Source organism: Paenibacillus hebaui, assembly GCF_051934385.1.
Lineage (GTDB): Bacteria > Bacillota > Bacilli > Paenibacillales > Paenibacillaceae > Paenibacillus.
The window spans coordinates 1,072,753-1,097,680 of the sequence record NZ_CP196836.1; the positions used below are offsets into that span (position 1 = coordinate 1,072,753).

24 protein-coding genes and 3 pseudogenes are annotated in these 24,928 nt (G+C 42.9%); 25 read left to right on the forward strand and 2 right to left on the reverse strand.

Features of this window, described 5'->3' with window-relative positions:
- Positions 1–25: 25 nt before the first annotated feature.
- From ACR32F_RS04715 to ACR32F_RS04775, 13 genes are all read left to right on the forward strand, one after another.
- Positions 26–3,574: a glycoside hydrolase family 2 TIM barrel-domain containing protein gene (locus tag ACR32F_RS04715; protein ID WP_440116632.1), complete on the forward strand. Its 3,549-nt coding sequence runs from the start codon at positions 26–28 to the stop codon at positions 3,572–3,574.
- Positions 3,575–3,883: 309 nt separating this feature from the next.
- Positions 3,884–4,471: a matrixin family metalloprotease gene (locus ACR32F_RS04720; RefSeq protein ID WP_440116634.1), complete on the forward strand. Its 588-nt coding sequence runs from the start codon at positions 3,884–3,886 to the stop codon at positions 4,469–4,471.
- A 27-nt stretch (positions 4,472–4,498) separates the two neighbouring features.
- Positions 4,499–5,125, forward strand: coding sequence for a hypothetical protein (locus tag ACR32F_RS04725; RefSeq protein ID WP_440116636.1), 627 nt, complete (start codon positions 4,499–4,501; stop codon positions 5,123–5,125).
- Complete coding sequence (locus ACR32F_RS04730; RefSeq protein ID WP_440116638.1) at positions 5,115–5,447, forward strand: hypothetical protein; 333 nt, start codon at positions 5,115–5,117, stop codon at positions 5,445–5,447. Before ACR32F_RS04725 ends, ACR32F_RS04730 begins: the two co-directional genes overlap by 11 nt.
- Before the next feature lie 606 nt (positions 5,448–6,053).
- Positions 6,054–6,875: a hypothetical protein gene (locus tag ACR32F_RS04735; RefSeq protein ID WP_440116640.1), complete on the forward strand. Its 822-nt coding sequence runs from the start codon at positions 6,054–6,056 to the stop codon at positions 6,873–6,875.
- 510 nt (positions 6,876–7,385) lie between these two features.
- Entirely contained in the window at positions 7,386–8,243 is an 858-nt protein-coding gene (locus ACR32F_RS04740; protein ID WP_440116642.1) for a DUF4183 domain-containing protein, read from the forward strand.
- Positions 8,244–8,325: 82 nt separating this feature from the next.
- Positions 8,326–8,610, forward strand: coding sequence for a DUF4183 domain-containing protein (locus tag ACR32F_RS04745; protein WP_440116644.1), 285 nt, complete (start codon positions 8,326–8,328; stop codon positions 8,608–8,610).
- A gap of 155 nt (positions 8,611–8,765) precedes the next feature.
- Positions 8,766–9,260 carry a WXG100 family type VII secretion target gene (locus tag ACR32F_RS04750; RefSeq protein ID WP_440116646.1) on the forward strand — a complete coding sequence of 165 codons (495 nt, stop codon included), beginning with the start codon at positions 8,766–8,768 and terminating at the stop codon, positions 9,258–9,260.
- Positions 9,261–9,273: 13 nt separating this feature from the next.
- A complete protein-coding gene (locus ACR32F_RS04755) occupies positions 9,274–9,627 on the forward strand; it encodes a hypothetical protein (RefSeq protein WP_440116648.1) in 354 nt (117 codons plus the stop codon).
- Complete coding sequence (locus ACR32F_RS04760) at positions 9,611–9,949, forward strand: hypothetical protein (protein ID WP_440116650.1); 339 nt, start codon at positions 9,611–9,613, stop codon at positions 9,947–9,949. The genes ACR32F_RS04755 and ACR32F_RS04760 overlap by 17 nt, the downstream gene beginning before the upstream one ends.
- Entirely contained in the window at positions 9,949–10,419 is a 471-nt protein-coding gene (locus ACR32F_RS04765; protein WP_440116652.1) for a hypothetical protein, read from the forward strand. Before ACR32F_RS04760 ends, ACR32F_RS04765 begins: the two co-directional genes overlap by 1 nt.
- Before the next feature lie 347 nt (positions 10,420–10,766).
- On the forward strand, positions 10,767–11,369 hold the full coding sequence (locus ACR32F_RS04770) for a hypothetical protein (RefSeq protein WP_440116654.1): 603 nt from the start codon (positions 10,767–10,769) through the stop codon (positions 11,367–11,369).
- Between the two features lie 210 nt (positions 11,370–11,579).
- A complete protein-coding gene (locus ACR32F_RS04775) occupies positions 11,580–11,726 on the forward strand; it encodes a hypothetical protein (RefSeq protein WP_440116656.1) in 147 nt (48 codons plus the stop codon).
- Positions 11,727–11,937: 211 nt separating this feature from the next.
- Here the strand turns inward: ACR32F_RS04775 and ACR32F_RS04780 are convergent, their stop codons facing one another.
- The gene (locus ACR32F_RS04780; protein WP_440116658.1) at positions 11,938–12,339 is read right to left on the reverse strand and encodes a hypothetical protein; all 402 of its coding nucleotides are present in this window, start codon (positions 12,337–12,339) and stop codon (positions 11,938–11,940) included.
- A 595-nt stretch (positions 12,340–12,934) separates the two neighbouring features.
- On the opposite strand from ACR32F_RS04780, the pseudogene ACR32F_RS04785 reads away from it, so the two are divergent.
- The 8 genes and pseudogenes from ACR32F_RS04785 to ACR32F_RS04820 form a co-directional block, all read left to right on the forward strand.
- A pseudogene (locus ACR32F_RS04785) lies at positions 12,935–13,420 on the forward strand (NgoFVII family restriction endonuclease); the annotation flags it as partial.
- Positions 13,421–13,606: 186 nt separating this feature from the next.
- Positions 13,607–14,749 (forward strand): WXG100 family type VII secretion target, encoded by a 1,143-nt coding sequence (locus tag ACR32F_RS04790; RefSeq protein WP_440116660.1) that lies wholly within the window; start codon positions 13,607–13,609, stop codon positions 14,747–14,749.
- 18 nt (positions 14,750–14,767) lie between these two features.
- On the forward strand, positions 14,768–15,238 hold the full coding sequence (locus ACR32F_RS04795; RefSeq protein WP_440116662.1) for a hypothetical protein: 471 nt from the start codon (positions 14,768–14,770) through the stop codon (positions 15,236–15,238).
- A 78-nt stretch (positions 15,239–15,316) separates the two neighbouring features.
- Positions 15,317–15,730, forward strand: a complete 414-nt coding sequence (locus ACR32F_RS04800) for a hypothetical protein (protein ID WP_440116664.1) — start codon at positions 15,317–15,319, stop codon at positions 15,728–15,730.
- A 251-nt stretch (positions 15,731–15,981) separates the two neighbouring features.
- Positions 15,982–16,084: pseudogene (locus ACR32F_RS04805) on the forward strand (IS30 family transposase); the annotation flags it as partial.
- 102 nt (positions 16,085–16,186) lie between these two features.
- On the forward strand, positions 16,187–16,531 hold the full coding sequence (locus tag ACR32F_RS04810; RefSeq protein WP_440116666.1) for a PadR family transcriptional regulator: 345 nt from the start codon (positions 16,187–16,189) through the stop codon (positions 16,529–16,531).
- Entirely contained in the window at positions 16,518–17,408 is an 891-nt protein-coding gene (locus ACR32F_RS04815; RefSeq protein ID WP_440116668.1) for a permease prefix domain 1-containing protein, read from the forward strand. Before ACR32F_RS04810 ends, ACR32F_RS04815 begins: the two co-directional genes overlap by 14 nt.
- Positions 17,409–17,630: 222 nt before the next feature.
- Positions 17,631–20,768, forward strand: a complete 3,138-nt coding sequence (locus ACR32F_RS04820) for a DUF3427 domain-containing protein (RefSeq protein ID WP_440116670.1) — start codon at positions 17,631–17,633, stop codon at positions 20,766–20,768.
- 95 nt (positions 20,769–20,863) lie between these two features.
- Here the strand turns inward: ACR32F_RS04820 and ACR32F_RS04825 are convergent, their stop codons facing one another.
- Positions 20,864–21,712: a hypothetical protein gene (locus tag ACR32F_RS04825; protein ID WP_440116672.1), complete on the reverse strand. Its 849-nt coding sequence runs from the start codon at positions 21,710–21,712 to the stop codon at positions 20,864–20,866.
- Between the two features lie 242 nt (positions 21,713–21,954).
- Here ACR32F_RS04825 and ACR32F_RS04830 point away from each other — a divergent pair.
- The 4 genes and pseudogenes from ACR32F_RS04830 to ACR32F_RS04845 all read left to right on the forward strand — a co-directional run.
- A pseudogene (locus ACR32F_RS04830) lies at positions 21,955–23,129 on the forward strand (DUF3427 domain-containing protein); the annotation flags it as partial.
- 108 nt (positions 23,130–23,237) lie between these two features.
- Positions 23,238–23,558, forward strand: coding sequence for a hypothetical protein (locus ACR32F_RS04835; protein WP_440116674.1), 321 nt, complete (start codon positions 23,238–23,240; stop codon positions 23,556–23,558).
- A 54-nt stretch (positions 23,559–23,612) separates the two neighbouring features.
- The gene (locus tag ACR32F_RS04840) at positions 23,613–24,137 is read left to right on the forward strand and encodes a PsbP-related protein (RefSeq protein ID WP_440116676.1); all 525 of its coding nucleotides are present in this window, start codon (positions 23,613–23,615) and stop codon (positions 24,135–24,137) included.
- 13 nt (positions 24,138–24,150) lie between these two features.
- Entirely contained in the window at positions 24,151–24,885 is a 735-nt protein-coding gene (locus tag ACR32F_RS04845) for a restriction endonuclease (RefSeq protein WP_440116678.1), read from the forward strand.
- Positions 24,886–24,928 lie beyond the last annotated feature (43 nt).

The following is a 24,928-nucleotide window of genomic DNA, read 5'->3' on the forward strand; positions in this document are numbered from 1 at the left end:
TACCTGAAGAAAGTGAGAATCTACCATGAATCAGAAGAGGCTTTTTAATGATGGATGGCAATTTGCGAAAAGCAAGCTGGACGTTACGGAACCTGCGGGTTTGGTGTTCGAACCTGTGGAGCTTCCCCATGATTGGCTGATTTATAATACGCTTGAATTGTACGAGGACAGCATTGGGTGGTACCGCAAGACCTTTACGTATGCGAAGGATGAGCAGCAGCTTTTGCTCTGTTTTGATGGCGTTTACATGGATTCTTCTGTGTATGTGAATGGGCAGTTGGTTGGAGAGTGGAAGTATGGTTACTCCGCCTTTGAGCATGAGATTACGAGTGCGTTGGTGGAAGGCGACAATGAAATTGTGGTTAAAGTGGTGCATCAGGGCCCGAACAGCAGATGGTATTCCGGGGCCGGAATCTATCGCCATGTGTGGCTGAAGACGAGAGACCGCAACCACATCGTTACAGATGGAATCTATGTCTCGATTCAGCAGCAGCCAGAAGGCTGGCAGGTGGAAGTGGATACGGAGCTGAACCTTGATCAGAGCGCACAGCTTGTGCATACTATTTGGTATAAAGGCAAAGAGATCACGTCCAGTAAAGCGGATGTTGCTACAGATCAAGGTGAAGGTGCGACTCGCAATGCAGCGATGCCAAGTGGAGTAATACAGAACAACAGTCAGCAGATGAGTGTGGAGAACCCGCAATTGTGGAGCACGGATGAACCGAATTTGTACGAACTGGTGACGGAGCTGCAATTGGCTGCCGGCGAGCAGGGTTATGAGACGATTGAGGCCGTGTCACAACGAATTGGTTTCAGGGACATCAAGCTGGATGCAAGCGAAGGGTTTCACCTGAATGGGGTCAAGATGAAGCTGAACGGTGTGTGTGAACACCATGACCTCGGGGCACTGGGAGCTGCGTTCAACCTGACAGCATTGCGTAGAAGATTCGTTTTGCTCAAAGAAATGGGCGTTAACGCAATCCGTACCGCGCATAATATGCCTGCCAAAGAGTTCATGGAACTTGCGGATGAGATGGGTATGCTGGTTGTATCTGAAGCCTTCGATATGTGGGAACGTGCGAAAACACCATACGATTATGCGAGATTTTTCCCGGATTGGGTGCATACCGATGTGAAGAGTTGGGTGAAGCGCGACCGTAACCATGCCAGTTTGATCATGTGGAGTATCGGGAACGAAATCTACGATACCCATGCGGATGAGCGTGGACAGGAAGTGACCCGGATGCTGATGGATTATGTGCTGGAATTTGATCCAAAAGGCAATGCGGGTGTGACGATTGGTTCGAACTACATGCCATGGGAAAATGCGCAAAAATGCGCGGATATCGTGAAGCTGGCGGGCTATAACTATGCAGAGAAATATTACGATAAACATCATGAGGAGCATCCGGACTGGATTATCTATGGTAGTGAGACGTCTTCGGTGGTGCAGAGTCGTGGCATTTATCATTTCCCGTTCGAACAGCCGATTCTGGCCGATGACGACGAGCAGTGCTCGGCTTTGGGTAACAGTACGACGAGCTGGGGCGCGAAGTCCGCAGAAGCTTGTATTTTGGCAGAACGGGATACACCGTATTCGCTGGGGCAATTCCTGTGGACCGGATTCGATTATATTGGAGAACCGACACCGTATCATACGAAGAATTCGTATTTTGGACAGCTGGATACGGCAACGTTCCCAAAAGATTCTTATTACATCTACCAAGCGGCTTGGACGGATTATAAGAAAAGTCCGATGGTTCACCTGTTTCCTTATTGGGATTTCAGTCCTGGGCAGATCATTGATGTACGCGTGTGCAGCAACGCGCCGAAGATTGAGCTGCAACTCAACGGCAGTACGATTGGCACGTACGATATCGATCATGCACATGGAACACAGCTGTCAGGCTGGTGGAAAGTGCCGTACGAAGAGGGTGAGCTGAAAGCGATCGCTTACGATGAGAACGGTCAGATCATTGCAACCGATGTGCAAAGATCCTATACCGATGCGAAGAAAATCCGTCTGCAAGCGGATCGGAAGCAGTTGCAAGCCAGTGGCACAGACCTCATTTTTGTAGAAATTCATGTAGAAGATGAGGCGGGTAATCCGGTGCACAATGCGAACAATCGCGTACAGGTTCAGGTGTCGGGTGCAGGACGATTGCTGGGGCTGGATAACGGTGACAGCACCGACTATGACCCGTACAAAGGGCTTAGCAGAAGGCTGTTTAGTGGCAAGTTAATGGCTATTATCGGAGCGACCAATGAAGCTGGACCGGTACGGATTGAAGTTTCTTCCGAAGGGTTGGAAGGTGCTGCAGCTGAGTTTGTATCGCGGGTCGTAGTTAATGAAGCCGTAAACGGTGAAGCTGTGGATAGGGAAGCGGTAAATGAACCCGCGTCTGCTTCGAGCCAGACACCAATGGTTTGGATGAATAACGAGGAACGTCCAGTGTTAACGGGACGCGCGCAGGAGATTCCTTTGCGGAAAATAGAGATCATTAGCGAAACAGGACAGTTGCTCGATCCGTCCAACCAAGAGCTGATTGTAACCGCCAAACTGTATCCAGAGAACACCTCCTACCGGGATATCGAGTGGGCGGTTGTGAACGCTGCAGGCATTGAGTCCAACATTGCCAAGGTGGAAGTAATGGATACGGTAGCGGGCTCAGATGCAGAAAATCAACATGCGGTGAAGGTGTCGGCTATAGGGGACGGGGAGTTCCGACTTCGGGCGACCAGCAGTAATGGCACTGATAAAACCAAACTCATCTCTCAACTGGAATTCAAGGCAACGGGTCTGGGCACAGCCTACAAAGATCCATACGGTTTCATCACGGGCGGACTGTACGATTACACCAAAGGTGAGGTTGGTAACGGGAATGAACGCGGGGTAGCGACAAGTCGGGATGGAGAGACGCACGTGGGTTTCCGTAATATTGACTTCGGGCCGTACGGCTCCGATACGATTACCATTCCGATCTTTACACTGTCCAGCGAGGAGTACTTCATTCAGATCTGGGAAGGCATGCCGGATGAAAAGGGAAGCACGATGATCGCGGATGTGGTGTATGACAAAGAGTCCCAATGGAATGTGTATCAGGAAGAAACGTACCAATTGTCCAAACGCCTTAGCGGGATTACGTCGATCTGTTTTGTACTGAAACAGAAAATTCATATCAAAGGATTCTCGTTTGAGCGTCAGAGTCGGGCCTTTGAGCAGAATACGGCTGCATCATGTGATCATCTCTATGGGGATACCTTCAAAATCGAGGATGATCGCGTTGAAGGCATCGGGAACAATGTGTCGCTGGAGTTTGAAAACATGGACTTTACGTCAGAAGGCATGTCAAAACTCGTCATCTATGGCCATTCACCGATTGATAAAAATACGATTCATATTCGCTTTGCAGGTGAGGACGGACAGAGCAACCAACTGGTTGAGTTCACACAGTCCGATGGATATGAAGAACGGGTGTTTGAGCTTGAGCAGGTAAAAGGTGTGCAAAAGGTGATCTTTATTTTCTTGCCGGGTAGTCAGTTTGACTTCGGCTGGTTCCGATTCAAGAAGTAGCAGATGATCCTCTTCAAGTAAACGGTGTTCATTAAGAACACTAGGTTTACCTGAAGGGGATTTTCTTCTTTCTATGACCAAACCATCTCTTTAAAGTCCTGAATTACTTCTTATCAGCATCAGCATGGTCAGTAGGTTTCCTCAGGATGCTTTCAAGTAACCTCTTCTATTTTGTAAATATGGAGTAAGAAAATGAAACAAAGAGTTAATGTTAAATATTTTAAAAAATAGAGTAAAAATAGGTATTTATTCACTTTTTTTTCAATCATTAGATTCTGTATTGTATTTTGAAAAAAAGGAGTTTAAAGAATGAGAAAAAAATTAGTATTGCTAGCTTCGTGTGGTATTCTGTTGTTCGTATGTTCTTTTTTTGTAACTGAGTATGTGAATGCACGATCTTTGGGCTATAAGTGGTTCGTCGCTACTACTCCCTTACGCTTTGATACTGTGGTTAATGACGTTTGGACTTCTGCAATTCAGAAGGGGATGAATGAATGGAATGCAGTAAGTAACAAAAAGTCTATGCAATTCAATTCTAGTGGGACTAGTGCCACGGGAACAATTAGTGCATCTACAAGGAATGATAATACATGGATAGGAAAAATGTTCCCCACTACTGGGAGTTTTTCAGGGCAAACTTATATGACGCGTGCTGATATTGTTTTTAACACTAAATATACTTTTAGAGATGGTGCAGTTTCAGGAGCGTATGATATTCAAAGTGTAGCAACTCATGAATTAGGACATGCTTTAGGCATAGCTCATTGTCATGACGAAGATGATGAACATGCTTCGGGAGATAAGGAATATACGATGTATAATTACTCTTTTATGAATGAGACGAAAGCAAGAAGTCTTACACAATATGATAAAGATGCAAAAAACTCTCTTTACTAAAATTGAGCTATTTAAGGAGGTAATCTTATGCATAAAAAATTCAAACAAGTTGCATATATTATATCAATCATATCTTTTTTAGGGGTATGTTCCTCTTTAGGATGGTATTTCTCGAATTATATGTCCAAGCCAACTATTGAATATAGTGCAACTTATCCTGATTACAGCTTAAGTGAGCTAGCTGCGATAGCTGATAACATTGTTTATGGAACGGTTGATGAAAGAGGGGCTACAGAAATCGAGATAATTGATCTTAATTCATCGGGAAAAGCTCAGCATATCAAAGATTATACAGAAGTTTTACAAAATCCAAAAATACAAAACAATTACGTTGAAGACTTGTATACAAATGTTTCTATTGAAGTAATTACTCCGGTGAAAATTAATGGTAGCAATGTACTTCCAGAGAACGAGTTGAGAGTTGATAAAAAGATGCTATATAAAGAAGAAGGAGGAGAAACTGAAGAGTTGAAAATTATACCAGACGGTGGAGTGCTTAATATAGGAGATCATGTTTTGATCTTTACTAACAAGTACGGGAAGTCTTGGGGACCACAGAGTGTTTTAAAAGTATCGAACGGAATTGTTAAGGATAAAGATGGAAATGAACACAATATAAGAGATCTGATTAGTGAGCTTCAAAATGAAATTTAAAAAAACGTGTATTATATTCACAACTTTTATATTCTTGTTGTTAGTTTCTGCGTGTGATTCAAAAGTTGTGGAAGATTATCCTGCCTCCTTCTTTTGGCAAGATGAGGTATACCTTATTGAGGGTGCAACCGTAGATTCATCTAAAGTAGGGGAGAAAATAGGTTCAATTATAAAAAAAGTAGCACCATTCCCTCAAAACGAAGGAGAGTCTAATGTGGCGGAAGAAGGAAGTGTTATATATTTATTAAAAGGAGATTCGAGTCACGAAAAGCTTATCATACGTTGGAATAACGAGTTTCATTTAGCTCAAAAACAATTGTGAAAGTGGCCCGAAAATGATAGTTAATAAAAGAAGGAGATTCCTTATGGGATCTCTTTTTGGTCTTACTTTAATTAAGCGAATAGCTTGAATTTTACTAAAAGATCTGAAAGTTGTGTGTACTGATATTTTTATGACGGTATGTGGTCAGAATAAGAGGGAAAAACGAATATCTGTATAATTCTTCTCTGCTTTTGTTCAACGATCGCCCTACTGAGCGGACCACTATAACGGACTTACAGATGAAATTTATGGATGTTTCCTGCCTACTGAATCTTTAACGATAAAATGAATCATCCGTTTGGTTCCAATCGACTTCTTCATTTGTTAAAATTTAGGTATAACTACTAGGACAGGTTGGTGGTGACCGGATCATATTGTTGAGTGTTTTAATGCTGCTGGTGGTAAATCAAACTCAATAAGTGATTTTTATAAGTACTTCGAAGGTGACGTTAAGCAGCCATATATAAACCTTAATCGTAGAGAAGTTATCCTCTATGCCCCTAATGGTATTGATACTGTGAAAGCAGAAAATATTAGTTCAATTGGTGTTAAAATTATAACAACTCCAGAGGAATTAATTGCTACTCTAAAAGGAGACAAATAATTATGTCACAATCCAATATAGTAATGTATATGGAAGAAGAATTGAGTATCGAAAAATTAAACACTGTACTATCCAAGTTTGATGCCAAAGTCCAAATGTCTTCTTGGGGAATGGAGAGGTCAAACAGTTGGATTTGGGTCAATTATTATAATCTTGAAGATCATGATGAAATAAGGAATATATGGTTTGAAATTTCTAAGGAGACGCTAAAGAATTCTAAAAACAGTAATGTGAAAACTGCATTATTTATACAACCAAGTAGGGATCGGAATGCTGTTTTCTTCGCATTATCTTTTTGTGAAGAAATATGCGCTATCCTTGATAGCGATAAAGACGTGTTTTTATACCACGGAGATAGTGGGCTATTTGCTAATGATGAAATAGAGAATCTACAATTTATGAACTGTCAACAATTTTATGACTCCAGACTAATTAATGATGAAATAGTTGAGGGTATGATCCAATGTTTAAACGAGGAGCTTGTTGGTGGAATAGAGTGCATTGAAGAAGACGGAGGATGGGATGGAGAAGAGTTACAATATATAGATTTATTTAAGAATCTTTTTGAGATGAGAGAGCAGTTAAAGCATCAGATAAACAGGATACCACAATCATTCAAAGAAGAACTTTCCCATGTTGATGAACTGATTCTAAAGTTTATGGAAATAGATGATGATAACTTATTAATTACTGCTGGCGACGAAAAAAGAGATACGCCAATAAACAGTTGGTGGTGGCATCTAGATAAAGTTATTACTAGATCACTTAAAATACACATTAAGGAGGGATTCGTTAATTACCAAGGCCGAAATATTGATATGTAAGATTAAGAGGAGTTGATGGCCGCAACGTATGTTGTAAACTTCAAGTTCATTGGAAGAATTAAAGATGGGCTTATTTCATATTCTGGATCAAGGTTAATTGCGTTAACCCGATTCGTTATCCTTTTGACCCTTCATGAACAGACAATGAAAGCATATGAGCAAGACAAAGGACTATGGCAGGAGCTTTTGTCTTTTTATTGGGCATCCTCCATAGTTATTCGCACACTCTCCGAATGTGCTAAGGACATAGTATAGGACATATACACTGTGTGCCTTGGCCTAAGGAGAGTGAACGTTATGAAGTATCTGAATAAGAGGATAGCTACGCCCAAACAATCAAGATCCAGACGTTCAACACCGAAATGTAGAAAAAAATCCCCAGGGAAAATCAGAAAATTTCATATTATTCGTAAACCCGGTCGGAGAAAACGTCGTTCCCTTCGACCGAAGCGTCCAATAAGACAACTGAAAGTAATCTGGGGCAAAAAAGTGATTGCTTTGCCGAGGGGGATGGAAGTCAACCCGGCATGTCGGGAGTCCGGGCCTGGGATCGCTCCGGTCAGACAACATGAAACGAAGACTGTCGGACCTCATGGAATTCAAGGTCTAGTAGGGGAGCAAGGTGCCCAGGGTCCGACTGGCTCCCACGGCGGCGAGCAGGGCCAACCGGGCCTTCCCGGAGCGCAAGGCCTCGCCGGCCCTCAGGGCGAGCAGGGCCGACCTGGAATTCCCGGAGCGCAAGGCCCCGTCGGCCCTCAGGGTGAGCAGGGCCAACCTGGACTTCCCGGAGCGCAAGGCCCCGTCGGCCCTCAGGGCGAGCAGGGCCAACCTGGACTTCCCGGAGCGCAAGGCCCCGTCGGCCCTCAGGGCGAGCAGGGCCAACCTGGACTTCCCGGAGCGCAAGGCCCCGTCGGCCCTCGCGGTGAGCAAGGCCTGCCGGGCCTTCCCGGAGCACAAGGTCCCGCTGGTCCTCCTGGCGAGCAGGGCTCCCCTGGAATCCCTGGAGTCCAAGGACCAACGGGCCCCCCAGGTGAGCAAGGTCCTCCGGGCAGTGTACCCGGAATTGAGATCATTCCTACGGTAAATCGTTACTTTTATTTCCCAGATACTGATCTGGATTTATCGGACCCGGTTACGATTCCCGTCGGGGAATTCGTGAATGATGAGGGTGGGAGTGTATCCGAATTTGCAGGAATAGGACTCACCAGTTTCTACAATCTTTATATCAACGGGATCATCCAGCCGGGCAACTCATATGACGTAAGTAAAAATATGTTGTTTTTCCCTTCACAAAGTGGTGTACTCTTTGCAGAAACGCCGATCATTCTTGAGACCATCCAACTAACAGCGATTATTATGAATGGTTAAAATTGGTCAAATCTCCTCATGGCTTTGCCTTCACTTCTCTCGAATCTACCACATATACTATGTCAGGTAGGAGGTGAGAAACATGCCACTCGTGACACCATTTCAGAACAGTTTAAGATTTGCTGCAACCATTGGTGATGGAACGGGTACTGGAGCAACATTTGCGATTGCTGCGACTACTTTTACAAGCGATGCGGGTACAGCTGCAACGGCATTTCCAGGCACGTTCAATTATTACAATCTTTATATTAACGGCATTATGCAGACAGCAGATACCTCCACCGTTACAACCGCTACAATTTCGATTCCCGGAGGCGATACACTGAATGATGGGATTCCAGTTGTCGTACAATTCGTAGTGTCCTAAAGATTACCTGAATCATACTGCATCATTACCTTGTTCGGCTTCTATCTGCGATAGAAGTCGTTCTTTTTTTGTATACTCCGTTTGATTCCAATCCTCTTTCTGGCTTGTTAAAATTTAGGTACATATACTACGGTCAAGGTTGGCGGTGAAACGGAATGCAGCGAATTGAGGTACATCCCGATCTATTGGAGGAAAAAGCCCGACTCGTCCAGCAGAAGAAACAGGAACTGGAGCGGATGGTCCGGGAACTGGAGAAATCCATATATATGTTGCAATCCGAATGGTCGGGTGTGACGGGGGAGCGTTTCTTCTGGGATTTTATGCAGATGAAAGAAGTGTTTCCTGCTACATTGGAACTGTTGAATGATATTCAGGATTATTTTAACTATGTAGCGAAAATTTTCAGGACGACCGATGGCTCAGGTGAAGCTGTTTTGAACATTCCTGAAGAACTGAAACCAAGCTTCACTGTCGGACTGATCAACAAATTCATCGGAGAAACAGTGACCGGAATGGGCCAGACCGCCGAAGCCTTCATTAATAATCCGATAAGTACAACGGCCAGTGTGGCTTATGCCATGACGGTGGGCAGGGCGAGGCCTTCAGTTTGCTTGGGATGCAACTTGGGGAACGGGAACAGCCAGGTCTGATATTGAGCAATTTGTGGAGGAGCAGAAGAAACAGGGCGACCAGGATGGATGGGGAAATTACAGTGGATCGATGACGGGCCAGGTACTCGCCTATGCTCTCTTTGGCAAAGCTTTTCGTGCGGTGGAGAATAAGCACAGCGATCTGGGCGGATCGAGTGGAGGGAAGGCGGAGCCAGGGAAAGGGAAAGAGGGGAATGTTGGTAGTATAGTTAGGGATGGAAACAAAACAAAGTATACTAATCCTGCAGGGAATGAACTTACGTTTGTTGACCAACATCCTAAAAATATTGATCGTGATGTTGTTAACTTTTTGAAAAGTCGAGACGTAGGTAAAGCTACTGAGGCCAAGGTTGTTTACTTTATTTAACAAAGAGCAGCAAGTCACAGCATTTGGGCAAAAGATCTTGAAGGAGAATGGCGAAGCGGCTGGTGATCTAGACGTAGTTACTAAGAATGCAATTATTGAGGTGAAGGCTTCAATTAAAGCTGTAAAAGAAGATCAATTCAATAAATTCATAGATAAAAACCACGAGTTCTTCTTTAATCCAGAACAGAAGCACGTAATTCTATATATTGATAAACCGTTAGACAACTTGAGGTCAGAACATGTGCAAATGTTAGAACGCATTGAAAAGCAAGGCATAACTGTTGTGAATTCATTGGAAGAATTAAAGGGGGCATTAAAATAGTGGGAACTTCTGCTTTTATACTAATGGATCGGAAAAAATATACAACTGAAAAGTTATTATCGGATTCTATAGTTGCAGCATTTTATGCAGATGCTATGCTCAACTTTCACAATAGTAAAAACTATTCAACAGATGGACGATTTCTTTCAACTACCATGAACATAAGCCATAAATTGGTGAAGGAAAACAATTATTCATTTATATTTTACGTGGATGCAACAGATAAGCCGGGACTTGAATTTTACTATAATGATGATGTTGGATTAGAAGAAAGAAGAGATCTTTTTCAGGTCGGCTGCATAGAGGAGATATACGGTGTTCAGGAACTAGTTTTTGAATTTATATACCACTACCTTAGGTTAAACCCTGATGATTATTTTTGGGTAGCAGACTATGACTGGGTATACAGTTGGGGGGATATGGAAAAATTAAAGACTTTACCATACGATATGTTGAATAATGTTAAGTAAGCCTATTCCAACTTGTGACTAAGTAGGAGCAGGCTTATTTGCATAGTTCTGGTTCAAGGATTAGTTGCATCAATATAACTCATTAGTGCATAGGGATTGTACTTTATGTAGATGAGAATATTGATATTACAAATCCCCAAACCACTAAAATGATTCAAGAATTTAATAGTAAAGGCATAACAACTAGGAGAATGTATAACCATGAGACAAAACGATTTTTAATCGTTGAATGTACGACAGGATATGGTTGATATGAAGAGTGCCAATCTTAACAATGAAACTTGATGCTATAACAAAAAGGTATTTTCAGTGGTATAATTATGAAAAATACGATAGGGAGTTGACGTATGAGGAAAGTTTCTCTAATGTTCATTGCTTTTTTCATGGTAGCGATCGCGATCTTACCACTTTCCGCATCTGCTGCTTCGAAAGCAGACTTTCGCAATATAAAGTGGGGCATGAACACTAAACAGATCAAGAAACTAGAAAAGGACAAACTGATTGATTCAGGAAGTGTTAACCATTTTTCATACCTTACATACAGCTCGTCGGTCTCCTCAACATCTGCAGAGTTATCTTACTTGTTCTACAAGAACAAACTGGTTCGTTCTATCTACGAAGTGAAGGGTGACACGCTTGCGACTTCTGGTGATAAAATGAACACATACTACGGCATCAAAGATGCCTTGGAAGACAAATACGGTAAACCTACCAATTCGACTGATATATACATCGTTGGTGGTGCAGAGTCTAGTCTAACGAACGACGACGCATTGGACCTGAGTATGGGGAACATTATGTTTAAATCACGGTGGGTAATCAATAATAAGAAAACAGAAGTTATGGTTTATCTAGCTAGATACCAAGGACAACCACGTTTGCGCATCTTGTACACAGATCGGACAAATAACTTGGACATTGATAAGTTGATGTATTCAGATGGTTTGTAAGAGACTTGGCATAGATTTGATGCACATCCAAAAAGGAGTACTCCTGTCATAGGGAGGACTCCTTTTTTGGTATCAAAACAACTAATGAAATGTTTCCCATGCTGGACGAAAATATAGTAGAAGTAATACTTACCTATACCAAGTAGTTAGCTATTCCCATGTACATAGAGAACGATCCACAACCATCCTACACTCTCGCGAGGAAGATTCATGAAACAAGGCATATATGAACAGCTTATTAACACCATCACCAGGCAGGAGATTTCGGCGCTGGACCCGGAGATGTACCACATTGGGACTGAGAAGCTGGATGCGGAGGAAGCACACAGCTGCTTTCCACGTATCTGGCGGCGGTGACCTGGAGAGCTCAAGATTGTAAGGGAACAGACGGAAGACAGTACGGCAGTACTGGCACAGATCCGAACGTGCAATGAGATTATCGTTACCCTGTAGGGTACGTTAGGCGAAGAAGAGTATAACGATTTGCAAAATGAAAAGAATCTAAAACATAAACCCAAAAGACCCACCTCTGTAGAAGCAGGTGGATCTCCAATCTACTGATTATTATTTAATGCTTTTTGTAATGCTTTTTATGCTTAGAGTGCTTGCTGAATCCTTTCTTAGCCAATTCTGTAGGGGAGTAGCGATGAGCTGCAACCAGTCGGCCAGATGCGTTTTTACCCCATCCTGACACAAGGACATGTTTGCTGTTTGTAGTAAACTCAACTTCAAATTGAACCAAATTAGCAACATTCAGAACTCGGAAGCTGGAAGCGCCTGGTGCAAGAGTGAAAGTAACTGTGCTTATCAGAACTTTTGCTCCATTCAAACGGTATAAACGAACACGTACCTGAGCAGTGCTACGTCCATTATTAACTGCCTTCGCGAAAAAAGTTCTGGACTCTCCGGGAACTGTCGCCAAATTAATAGCATTTTCAACTGGACCAGTAGAATATTTTACTAATGTCATAAATATCAACCTCCTAAATGTGATAATATATACTATTCTATTAAGTTCATTTTTGATTGGGTTAATAGTAAAACAAATGGAGACGGTCTTCTGCTGTATCTTTATCTTCTATTTTTCAATTTGATGATTGTCTAATTTTCTATTTTTGGATAAACTTGTCTGATGAAAATTTGGATAGCTCTTCCGGGTTACGACCCTAGTAAGGATTTTGGCAAGTACTACGAAGATGAGATTGATTACTAAATGTTGAGGTGAAATATAATGTTATTTGAAAGTGCAGTATCCAAATTAAATAGTATAAATTGATCTTCAGTAGGTACTGTTATTTCTGAGGAGGATGCTAACCTCGGGTATGAATTTTTGAGAAGAATGGCTCAGTTTTATAAAGCGGAGCAGCTAAAGCCGATGCCGCCTGCATTCACAAATATAGCGAAATTGCTAGGAGATCACGAAGAGGAATTGGATATTTCAGCTTATTGTAGTTCAGATGCTGATTATAAAAGTCTCAGATTTCCCACTAAACAATTGGTAGTTAGCTATCCCATGTACATAGAGAACGATCCACAACCATCCTACACTCGCGCGAGGTATATTCATGAAACAAGGCATATATGAACAGCTTATCAACACGATCACCAGGCAGGAGATTTCGGCGTTGGACCCGGAAGTGTATCACATTGGGACCGAGAAGTTGGATGCGGAGGAAGCACGCAAGCTGCTGTCCACGTATTTGGCGGCGGTGACCCGGCGAGCGCTCAAGATTGTGCGGGAACAGACGGAAGACAGCAACGCTGTACTGGCACAGATCCGAACGTGCAATGAGATTATCGCAACTTTGAAAGGCACGTTAGGCGAGGAAGAGTATAACGAGTTACAACTGGATGAGCAGTGGGAGGTATTGACCCATGTATATTCCAAGCTGAACAGCATTCGTGCGGTCCGGGATACCCAAATCGTTCGTCCAGATACGCCTATCTCCCAAAGCTCTTTGTTCACAGGTGCGAAGTCTGAGCCGAGTAGGCTGCTGGAGTTACAAAAGGAGATCGTAACAGCGGATCGGTTCGATTGGTTGGTGTCTTTTAAGATAGAGAAGCACAGTATTTTAGCGTCAAACATGCACTATTGCGCAATATAGCTGACTAATAGATATATCCCACCTACCGGATCAGGCTGTCAAAAAAATGAATCCTCCGTTTGATTCCAATCTTTCTTCTCGCTTGTTAAAATTTAGGTAGAACTACTATGAACAGGTTGGCGGTGAAACGACATGCAACGTATTCAGGTACATCCAGATGTGTTGGACGAGAAAGCTCGATTGGTTCAGCAGAAGAAACAGGAACTGGAGCGAATGCTCAGAGAACTGGAGAAATCCATTTATATGTTGCAATCCGAATGGTCGGGTGTCACGGGGGAGCGTTTCTTTTGGGATTTTATGCAGGTGAAAGACTTGTTTCCTACTACATTGAAACTATTGAATGATATTCAGGATTATTTTCATAATGTAGCGAAAAATTTTAGGACGACTGATGGCTCAGGTGAATCTGTTTTGAGGATTCCAGAACAACTGGAACCAAGCTTCACTGTTGGATTGATCAACAAATTCATCGGAGAAACAGTGACGGGAATGGGCCAGACGGCCGAAGCTTTCTTCTATAACCCGTTCAGTACATTAAGCAGTGTGGCATATGCTATGACAGTGGGAAAAGTTGTGGATGTTGGGCGTGGTATTCAGTTTGCATGGGATACCGCCTGGGGCACGGGAACGGCGAGGTCTGATATAGAGCAATTTGTAGAAGAGCAGAAGAAGCAGATCGATGAGAGTGGTGCAGGGTATTACGGTGGAGCGATGACGGGACAGGCTCTGGCGTATGTTTTGTTTGGCAAAGCTTTTCGTTCGAAGGAGGACGTTGGATCGGGCGGGGGATCAGGGGGAGGTAAGAAAGAATCGGATAAGGGTAAAGAAGGGAATGGACAAGATGGTAAACCTGTTGTAGATAAAGAGAGATGGCTCGGGAGTCTACAAAATACAGAAAACTTTAAAACAGGAACTAAAGAAAACGGCTTAAGCCATATTTTTGGTGGTGAAATACTCAAAAATGGGAATGCCAATGGTTTTCATTATGAAGGGATGCCAAATAGTAACGGTAAAATTGTCGGGAAGGTTGATACACCTAATGAGTTTGGTGTCTATCAAGCTAATGTTGAAATTAATGGAGTACCCAAAGGACCCAAGTCCACATTTTTTCCAAAGGAATGGACACCACAACAGGTAATTGATTCAGTAAATGAAGCTTTTAATAATAAAGTAAATATAAAAAACAATAAATATATAGGGAAAACAAGCACAGGAATGGAAGTAGAGCTTATTTTAAGAAATGATAAGATAATCTCAGCATACCCAATATACTGAATTGGAGATAATTTAGTGATGATAAAATATAATTATAAACTGAAATATATGGATGAATTTAATATGGTTGTATTGGATTTTGACGAGGAAAAGACACTAGAGTTCGCCAGTATGATAAGTGATCCCTTAGGATCTGATATACCTTGGAGATTTAAAGATTTGAGAAAAGATATTGAGAATTATATTGATTTGTTAAGGGGGGGGATACCCGAATTTAGACATGGAGGTAATGCATCCAGCGTTATATCACATAAAGACTATACAATAATTGAAGATCCATTTTATGATGAGGAAGAAGATGAAATTGAACCGATCTGTAAGTTAGAGACGGTTGAATTTGTGAAAATTATATTACTATGGGCTTATGAAACTTACAAATTTAAAAGTAAAAGGGGAGTGATTGCTCTAGAGGAGGCAGAAATGGTTATGAAATGGGTTGAACAAAAGATGTTAGAAGTTGAGAGTATAGAAAATGGATCTATGCAATAGCTGGTTTAAGCTCATTCCTAATCATGGTTGGCAAACAGTGAAAAGTTGTATCATCATTATTGTTGGGAGATTTAATTCATGGGGATATCATCTTTTATACTATTTAGACATGGAAAGAGCATGCCGACTTATCTTTTATCGAGTGCTGCTGGGAACATATGTAGAAAAGAGAAATTTTTCTTTGATAATGATGAAGAAACTTACAATAGCGAAGGTGCATTAAAATATACTCGACTATATATAAGCGACATGCCATTCAAGGAGAATTACTCAAGGACGCTTAGCTTTAGTGTATATGATGAACCTTATGAATTTCAAACTGTTACTTATAATTGGGATGATACGCAAAGTGAATATTTTAAAGCAGTAGTTTCTGATGACTTTGATGATAATGAGGATTTGTTATTTAAATTTTTTTTTGCTTTTCTGAGCGAATTTCCCGATGCAAGAGTATGGATTGAAGAAGATTGGTTTACAATTTGGAAGATATGAAACAGATAAAGGCATCCTACAATAATGATTGGTGTTATATAGATCCCAAACAACATTTAAGTGAAATACAATAATTAAGATTCAAGCACTTCTACTAGACCATAAGTAGAGGTGCTATTTTTATAAATTGAAGGATTGTAGCTATGAAGTGCAACACCTATTGGAAATACATAAAAAAAGGCCCATGGCTGGATTTGTGTAGAATGAAGTGACCACAACAATCGTACCGAAGGTCGGCATAAGGTCTCTTTCAAAATGAAGATCTTGCCCATTCACTCGATCTAATGAATCACAGATCACAAAAATGCTTGGGTTGAGAACCCTCACGAATCTTTCACAGAGGAACTGTCGCACTTCATATTACAATCCGTCAAAAGGAAAAGGATTTTCGTATGTTGCTTTTTACAATATTTGTTTGTTATGCTTAACTACATAGAATTGCATAGTAGGTGGTGTGTGAAGCTGAGAAATGAAATGATCAAAGGATACATCGATGGAATTGTATTGTCTGTACTGAGTAAGAAGGACGCATATGGATACGAAATATCCAAAACGGTGCAAGATGAGACGAACGGTCAGTTTGATCTGAAAGAAGGTACGCTGTATCCCGCACTGAAACGAATGGAGGCTAACGGATACATAGAAGGTTATTGGGGAGAGCAAGTGGGTGGACCGCGGCGGCGATATTACCGCATCACCCCTGATGGGCAAACTCAACTCGATACATTGCGGTCATCATGGACCGAGAACATCAAGATTATCAATATATTCTTGGGAGGGGATCTTCATGGAAGTTATTGAGCAATATTTGGATAAAGTACTTCGATTTACGTTTTTGACCAAGAGGGAAAAAGCAGAGTGGAGAGAAGAAATGGCTGCTCATCTACATTCCTCGGTGGATTATCTAAAGCGTGAGGGATTGTCTGAAGTTGAGGCCATTGAAAGCTCCATTCAACAATTTGGTTCCATCTCAGAACTACGCAGAACGATAACCAAAGAAACGTATGGATTCAACATGAAAACGATTATTGGCTATGCCTTGGCAGGTTTGATCCTTTTCATTGTATCATTGGTTGGTGGACTAATCGCGAATCGATATGTTGTGCACAACCGGTATATCGAACTGATACCTATTCTTTGGATTACGGTGTGTGCATTAATTGCCTGTCTTGTGCTTACACGCAAAAGAGTGGATCGTCTCTGCCTGTTATCTGTGCCCCTGTTCTTCACTTTAGGGTATCTGCAAGCTTATTTTCAGGTGATGTACTATTATTGGAGTGAAGGATTTACATTTAACATGTTTGAAAAATTGTTTTTTAGTGGCGTGTTTCATACGTCAGGTGGAATTGAGTTCACATTGATCGCCGCTGTGTTCTTGGCTGCGCAGGCACTCATCATTTTTGTGATAAGTAAAAATAAGTATATATCCATTCTTCCATTTGTCTTTTCCATCTTATATACCTTTGTTCATATGCTGATGTTTAGTCTCTATTATGCCTGTTTTGGGTCAGATCAGTTTAGTTCCTCGGTCACTCAGGGGTACAGCGTTTTCCTGGAAGGGAATGTGCAGCGTGTGATGGAGATGGGGACGAATTTGGCTATGGCTGCATTGTTGTTTGTATTATTCAAAGCTTGGAGTTATTGGGCGGCAAAAAGGAAGTTGAGCTCTGCGTCATAATGGTATTCAGTAAATGCAGAGATGATGGCGGATGAACATGATAGAGTTAACATTATGCAGGCACTTCTACCAAACCAAAAGTAGAGGTGCTTTTTCCTATGAAATCAAACAACTAATGAAATCTTCCACAGGTTGGTCGATAATATAGAAGAAGCAACTTTTAGCTATAACATATACATAGTGAACTATCCACAACCATCCTAAATCTCGCGAGGTATATTCATGAAACAGGGCATATATGAACAGCTTATTAACACCATCACCAGGCAGGAGATTTCGGCGCTGGACCCGGATGTGTATAACATTGGGACTGAGAAGTTGGATGCGGAGGAAGCTCGCAAGCTACTGTCCACGTATTTGGCGGCAGTGACCCGGCGAGCGCTCAAGATTGTACGGGAACAAACAGAAGATAAGACAGCAGTGTTGGCGCAGATCCGAACGTGTAATGAGATTATTGCTACCCTGAAAGGCACGCTTGGGGAAGAAGAGTACAACGAATTGCAACTTGACGAGCAGGGGGAAGTGCTGACCCATGTATATTCCAAGCTGAACAGCATTCGTGCGGTCCGGGATACCAAAATTGTTCGTCCAGATACGCCCATCGCCCAAAGCTCTTTGTTCACAGGTGCAAAGTCCGAGCCGAGTATGCTGTTGGAGTTGCAAAAAGAGATCGTAACATCCGATCGGATCGATTGGCTTGTTTCGTTTATCAAATTCAGTGGGCTTCGTCTGCTGCTGGAACAGCTTCAACAATTCACGGCGGGTGGCGGGAAGCTGCGAATTATCACGACAACTTATATGGAAGCAACGGACCTCAAGGCTATTACCGAACTTAGCAAACTGCCCAACACGGAAATCCAAATTTCATATGATACCAAAGTGACCCGCCTACACGCCAAAACGTACATTTTCCACCGCGATACCGGATTCACCACCGCCTATGTCGGCTCCTCCAACCTATCCAACCCGGCGCTGACCAGTGGTATGGAGTGGAACCTCAAGGTGACGGAGAAGGATTCACTCGACGTGCTGCGCAAGATTGAAGCGACCTTCGAGAGTTACTGGAATGACCGTGAATTTACGCGGTATGTAGCTGAAGATGAGAGACATGAGGCACAGTTGAAGGCCGCTCTGAATCGCAAAAAAGATCAGTCCAACCACTTTCACCTCGACATCCAGCCTTACGATTACCAAAAAGAAGTATTGGAACAGCTTCACGCTGAGCGTACGCTGTATGGACGAAACCGCAACCTGATCGTCGCCGCCACAGGTGTGGGCAAAACGGTTATCTCTGCCTTCGACTACAAGCGGTTCGGGGCAAGCCATGTGGGAGCAAAGCTACTTTTTGTCGCCCATCGGGAAGAGATCTTGAAGCAAAGCCGGGACACGTTCCGGTATATCCTGAAAGATATGAACTTTGGCGAGCTGCATGTCGGGAATCATCGGGCTGAGGCGCTGGATCATCTGTTTGTTAGCATTCAGAGCCTCAATTCCATCAAGCTGACGGAGATCACCAGCCCAGACTATTACGATTACATCATTGTGGATGAATTCCACCATGCGGCGGCACCTTCATACCAGAAGCTGTTGTCTCACTACGAACCGCAGATTCTGCTTGGACTCACTGCAACCCCGGAACGGATGGATGGCAAAGACATTACCGCCTACTTCGATCATACGATTGCCGCCGAGATCCGTCTAACCGATGCGATTGATCGGAAGCTACTGAGTCCTTTTCAATATTTTGGTGTCACCGATACTGTCGATCTAACTCAGGTGAAGTGGTCGCGCAAAGGCTACGATCTGAACGAACTGGAGAAGCTCTATACTCATAATAAGATCCGTGCCAATCAGATCATCCACAGTCTGAACAAATACGTGACCGACCTGGACGATGTGAAGGGGCTCGGTTTCTGCGTAGGGGTGGATCATGCGCTGTATATGGCAAAAATATTTAACGAAGCCGGCATTCCATCCATGGCCCTACATGGCGGGTCGAACGAACAGGAGCGTCATTCTGCGAAAGGACAGCTGGTGAACGGGGAATTGCGCATGATCTTTGTCGTTGATCTGTACAATGAGGGCGTGGATATCCCTGAGGTGAACACCATCCTGTTCCTGCGTCCTACCGAGAGTCTGACTGTATTCCTGCAACAGTTGGGGCGTGGACTACGGATGGCGGAGGGCAAAGAGTGCCTGACCGTGCTCGACTTCATCGGGCAAGCGCATCAGGAGTACAGGTTCCAAGATAAGTTCCGTGCTCTGATCGGGGCCACCAAACATTCCATCTCGTACTACGTCGAGAACGGCTTCTCGAACCTGCCACGCGGCACGTTCATCCAGTTGGAAAAGCAGGCGAAGGACTACATCATGCGCAACCTGAAGCAGATGAGCCGTAATCGCAGAGCGTTGATCCAGAAGCTGCAAACGTTCCAGCAAGACACCGGACTGCCGCAGACCTTGGCTCATTTTGTAGAGCATCACGGGATGATACTGCATGAGTTCTATGGTGGACGTACGGGGAAAAGGTATTTCCGCGGTATGTTGGCAGAAGCCGGATTAACAGAACCCATCGAGGATGAACACGAGGAGTACATTCGCAGACTGCCGTCTGTGCTGACGATCAACTCCCGAAGCTGGCTGACGTTCCTGATCGACTATATTGAAAAAGGCAAAGAACCCGCGACCTCCGATGAACGGCGCATGTTGATCATGTTTTACTATACGTTCCACCGGGCTACACCCGAGAAGCTAGGATTGAGCAGCGTCGAAGAGGGTGTGCAGCGTGTCCTGTCCTGCGAGGCGTTCCGGGCAGAGCTTGTGGATATTTTTAAATATAATCTGGCTCATCTGCGATTTGTGGATAAAAGCAATTCGTTCCCGTACACTTGTCCACTGGATATCCACTGTATGTACTCTATCGACCAAGTGCTCGCCGCCTTCGGCTACTGGAACGCCCAACAATCACCCGCCTTCCGTGAAGGCGTGAAGTATTTTGCAGACGAACAGACCGATATTTTCTTCATTACATTGAACAAATCGGACAAGGACTTTTCTCCATCGACACTGTACGAGGACTATGCGATTAACGATCGCTTATTCCACTGGCAGACTCAGAGCCGGGTGTCGGAGCATACGGCTACCGCGCAGCGGTATATCCATCATCGGGAGACGGGCAACCGAATCGTGCTGTTCGTGAGGGAATATAAGGAGGAGCATAACTATACATCTCCATTTGTATTTCTGGGCGAAGCCGATTATGTGAGTCATGAAGGGAACAAACCGATGAGCTTCGTGTGGCGGCTGTGGGAAGAAATGCCTGCGAAGATGGTGGCGGTGGCGAATAAGTGTATTGTATGAGTATATGTAATAACAAAAGACACAACAGAAACTCCTCAAATTCAGAGAGAGTGTGTTGTGTCTTTCAAACGAGAGTTAGATAAAAGCTGTTATTATTATTTGAATTGAGGCCCTTCATACCCATTGTTATCTGATCCAGAGGGCCCAGCATGTATGCCTTCTTCAATTGTCGCTGGAACCTTGTCTTTACTAGTAGCTGATTCTTGACTTTCTGGTTTGGTTTTTGTCCAAACTTCATCGCTTAGAGCAGGGGACTGCCACCAATAAAAATCACGGTACACTAGATCTGTTGTCAAATATAATAACGTTGAATGATTACTTTTATCATTAATGGTCAGTTCATATTGAGAAACCCCAATGTCATCAGAATCATTAAGCGCTGTGATCCATTGCTCAATTTTAGGAACAAGACTGTTTACCTCTGAGATTTCCGTTGTAAGCACAATCGAGGCGAACTTTCCACCTAGTTCGTTATCCGTAACTTTCGCCGATTCCACAGTCACACCGTTTGCCTTCAGTTCACTGTATATAGCGTTCTGGACTGATTCAGAATCGAGCTTACCCACAATCTTAGATGAGAAGTCTGGTATTCGGGTAATGTCATTAGAAACACCATTGTATATATTCTGACCATTTTTGCCTGTGATCGTGAGATCAACATTTTGGATTTGTGAGGTTCCATTAACACCACTTCTTACTTCATTCCGGATTTTTCGGATGGCTTTAATATCCTCTATGGTTGCTTCTCCAGAAGTAGAAGTTGATTTTGTTTCCAATTTTAAATTCCTCTCATGGGTGGTGATTTTAGAAATAACCACTCCTTCCTTAATAAGCTGATCTTGGATTAGTTGGGTAGGACTTTCAGCAGAAATAGAGTTCATGTAAAATGCTCCGCTTAGGACGATTACTGCTGCTGCGACAAGAAACCACTTTTTATTTCTCATTATCATTATCCTCCTTATAAAAGATTAAATTTAAGGTCCATAGACTCGGAAATTTGCATTATTGGTCTTACTGACCGAATAAGGGCTCTGAGCGGTTGGGGCTGTGTCATTTACAGTCCAAACTCCACTTGAATTTTTATAAGATACACTTGTAAATCTAAACGGCCCCATCTGTGTATTTGTTGCATGACTTTCTGCATTTGCCTGAACATTGTTATAAGTCCTAGGTTCTAGGAACAAAGGGCAAAGAATGCCTTAACATGCTTGATCCCATCGGACAAGCGCATCAGGAGTACAACTTTCAGGATAAATTCCGCGCCCTGATCGGCACTACCAAACATTCATCTCGCACTACCTCGAGAACGGCTTCTCATATCTGCCTCGCGGCACATTCATTCAATTGGAGAAACAGGCGAAGGACTACGTTATGCGTAACTTGAAACAGATGAGCCGAAATCGCAGAGCGTTGATCCAGAAGCTGCAAACGTTCCAGCAAGACACCGGACTGCCGCAGACCTTGGCTCATTTTGTGGAACATCACGGGATGACACTGGTTGAATTGTATGGTGGACGCACGGGAAAAAGGTATTTCCGCGGCCTGCTGGCCGAAGCCGGACTCACCGCACCCATCCAGGGCGAGCAGGAGGAGTATATCCGCAGACTACCGTCTGTGCTGACGATCAACTCCCGAAGCTGGCTGACGTTCCTGATCGACTATATTGAAAAAGGCAAAGAACCCGCGACCTCCGATGAACGGCGCATGTTGATCATGTTTTACTATACGTTCCACCGGGCTACACCCGAGAAGCTAGGATTGAGCAGCGTCGAAGAGGGTGTGCAGCGTGTCCTGTCCTGCGAGGCGTTCCGGGCAGAGCTTGTGGATATTTTTAAATATAATCTGGCTCATCTGCGATTTGTGGATAAAAGCAATTCGTTCCCGTACACTTGTCCACTGGATATCCACTGTATGTACTCTATCGACCAAGTGCTCGCCGCCTTCGGCTACTGGAACGCTGAGCAATCTCCCGCCTTCCGTGAAGGCGTGAAGTATTTTGCAGACGAACAGACCGATATCTTCTTCATTACATTGAACAAGTCGGACAAAGATTTCTCACCATCTACGCTGTATGAGGATTATGCGATCAACGAGCGTCTATTCCACTGGCAGACTCAGAGCCGGGTGTCGGAGCATACGGCTACTGCACAGCGTTATATTCATCAGCGGGAGACGGGCAACCGGATCGCACTGTTTGTGAGGGAGTACAAGGAGGAACATAACTATACATCTCCATTTGTCTTCCTGGGCGAAGCGGATTATGTGAGTCATGAAGGGAACAAACCGATGAGTTTTATATGGCGACTGCGTGAAGAAATGCCCGCGAAGATGGTGGCGGTGGCGAATAAGTGTATTGTTTGATAAGTGAGGAAACGGTAAATCTGGTGTGAGAAGTACCATTACCGATTTAAAATGCAAATCAGTAATGGTAATATGTAGGAATAGAGATAAGTAAGGAGGGGGAAAGACATGAGAAGTGAAGAAGTGTATAGCTCAAGTAATAAAGGTGGGAATTATAAATTTTGGATCATAATTGGATTTATATTGGTGTTGCTTGCCGTGACAAATCCAAGCAAGGATGACTTTGTGAAATGGGTTGTAAACTCTTCAATAGAAGAGTCAAGTAATGAATGGGTGAATGCAGGAATTAATTTGTTTGGGAGTCCAGTTATTAATGGAGTTACTACACAACAAGATCTAGTATTTGTTTCTATTTTTAAAATGGAGCTTGGAACAGAAAAAACTTCTATATTGGGTTTCGGAAAACGCTTTTTCATTAGACTTCCTTAATTCTAGTGAAATGAAAATACTGCTTTACAGCAAATTGGATAGGAGAATTATACGATGAAGTATTTACTAATCATAATGTTGATAATTGTTATTACAGGCTGTGATTCTATTACCGATGTGAATAACAAAGAAAATACTATAACAACTGAGTCAAGTACATATATGAATGTTGAAAATGAGAAAAGGGATGTGGAGTGGAACACATATCATAACAGCAGATTCGGCTTCAGTATTAGTTATCCTAGTGATTGGACAGCAGGAGAGGAATCTGATAATGGAGATGGAAAGCAGCTATATGTGGGAAACCCAGATATTGATATTCGCGCATATGGCAGTCACGTTTTCGAAGGTATAGAAGATTCAGTATCAGAATCGATGAAATATCAAAGTTTAAAACTCGATAGTGGAGTAAAGGCAGATATGTGGGTTGGTTATGAGGATGGTATGGTTGTGCTTGAATTATCTTGGATGTCTGATGATAAAATAGAGTACCACTATTACGTTAAAGTATCTAAAGACTTTTTTGATCAAAACGATAAAACTATACTACGTATTGCTAAAAGTATGAAAGCTATCTAAGGAGATTAAGTGAATGAATGAAATTATATGGCTTGTTATTGGTGTTGTTACATTATCAGTTATTGCTGGACTATTACAACCTTCTAAAAAGAAAAAACGAAGAAGTTTCAGTACAAGCAAGAAGAGAACCACAAAAAAGCCAGTGAATACTGGATTTAATCGTGCTTCCTCTACGTGCAGATCTGACGAAGTAATTTTAACATTACCATTAGATAAAATGACGGGAGCAGAATTCGAGCGCTTACTTACACTCTATTTTAGAGACAACGGTTATACCGTAAAAGAAGTTGGCGTTGGGGGTAAAGATGGTGGAGTAGACCTGGTTATCACGGATAAGCGTGGTGAAAAAACAGCGGTCCAAGCAAAATGTTATGCTGATCATAACAAGGTGCAAGTAATGACTGTTCGTGAACTAGTAGGTGCGAAAAGGAATCATGACTGTATTTTATCTTTAATCGTAACTACATCTGATCTTACAGGTCCAGCAAGAAATGAAGCTGATCAATTTAAAGTGGATTACTGGCACGGTGGTTTAGTAGACAGCAAGCTACGAAGTTGGGGAAAATGGACGCCTTCCAATAGAAAAGCAAAAATTGCACCGATCAAGAAGGAGCAAGCTTCATCTAAAACATTATCTAATATCAAATGTAGTTGTGGTGCTACAATGGTTAAACGCAAGAATAAAGCTGGAGCGGAATTTTGGGGATGTAGCAATTTCCCGAATTGCCGAAAAACGAAAGCTATCTGAGTAAGTAGACCAGAATGACGGGAAAAACAAAGGCAAAGCAGCT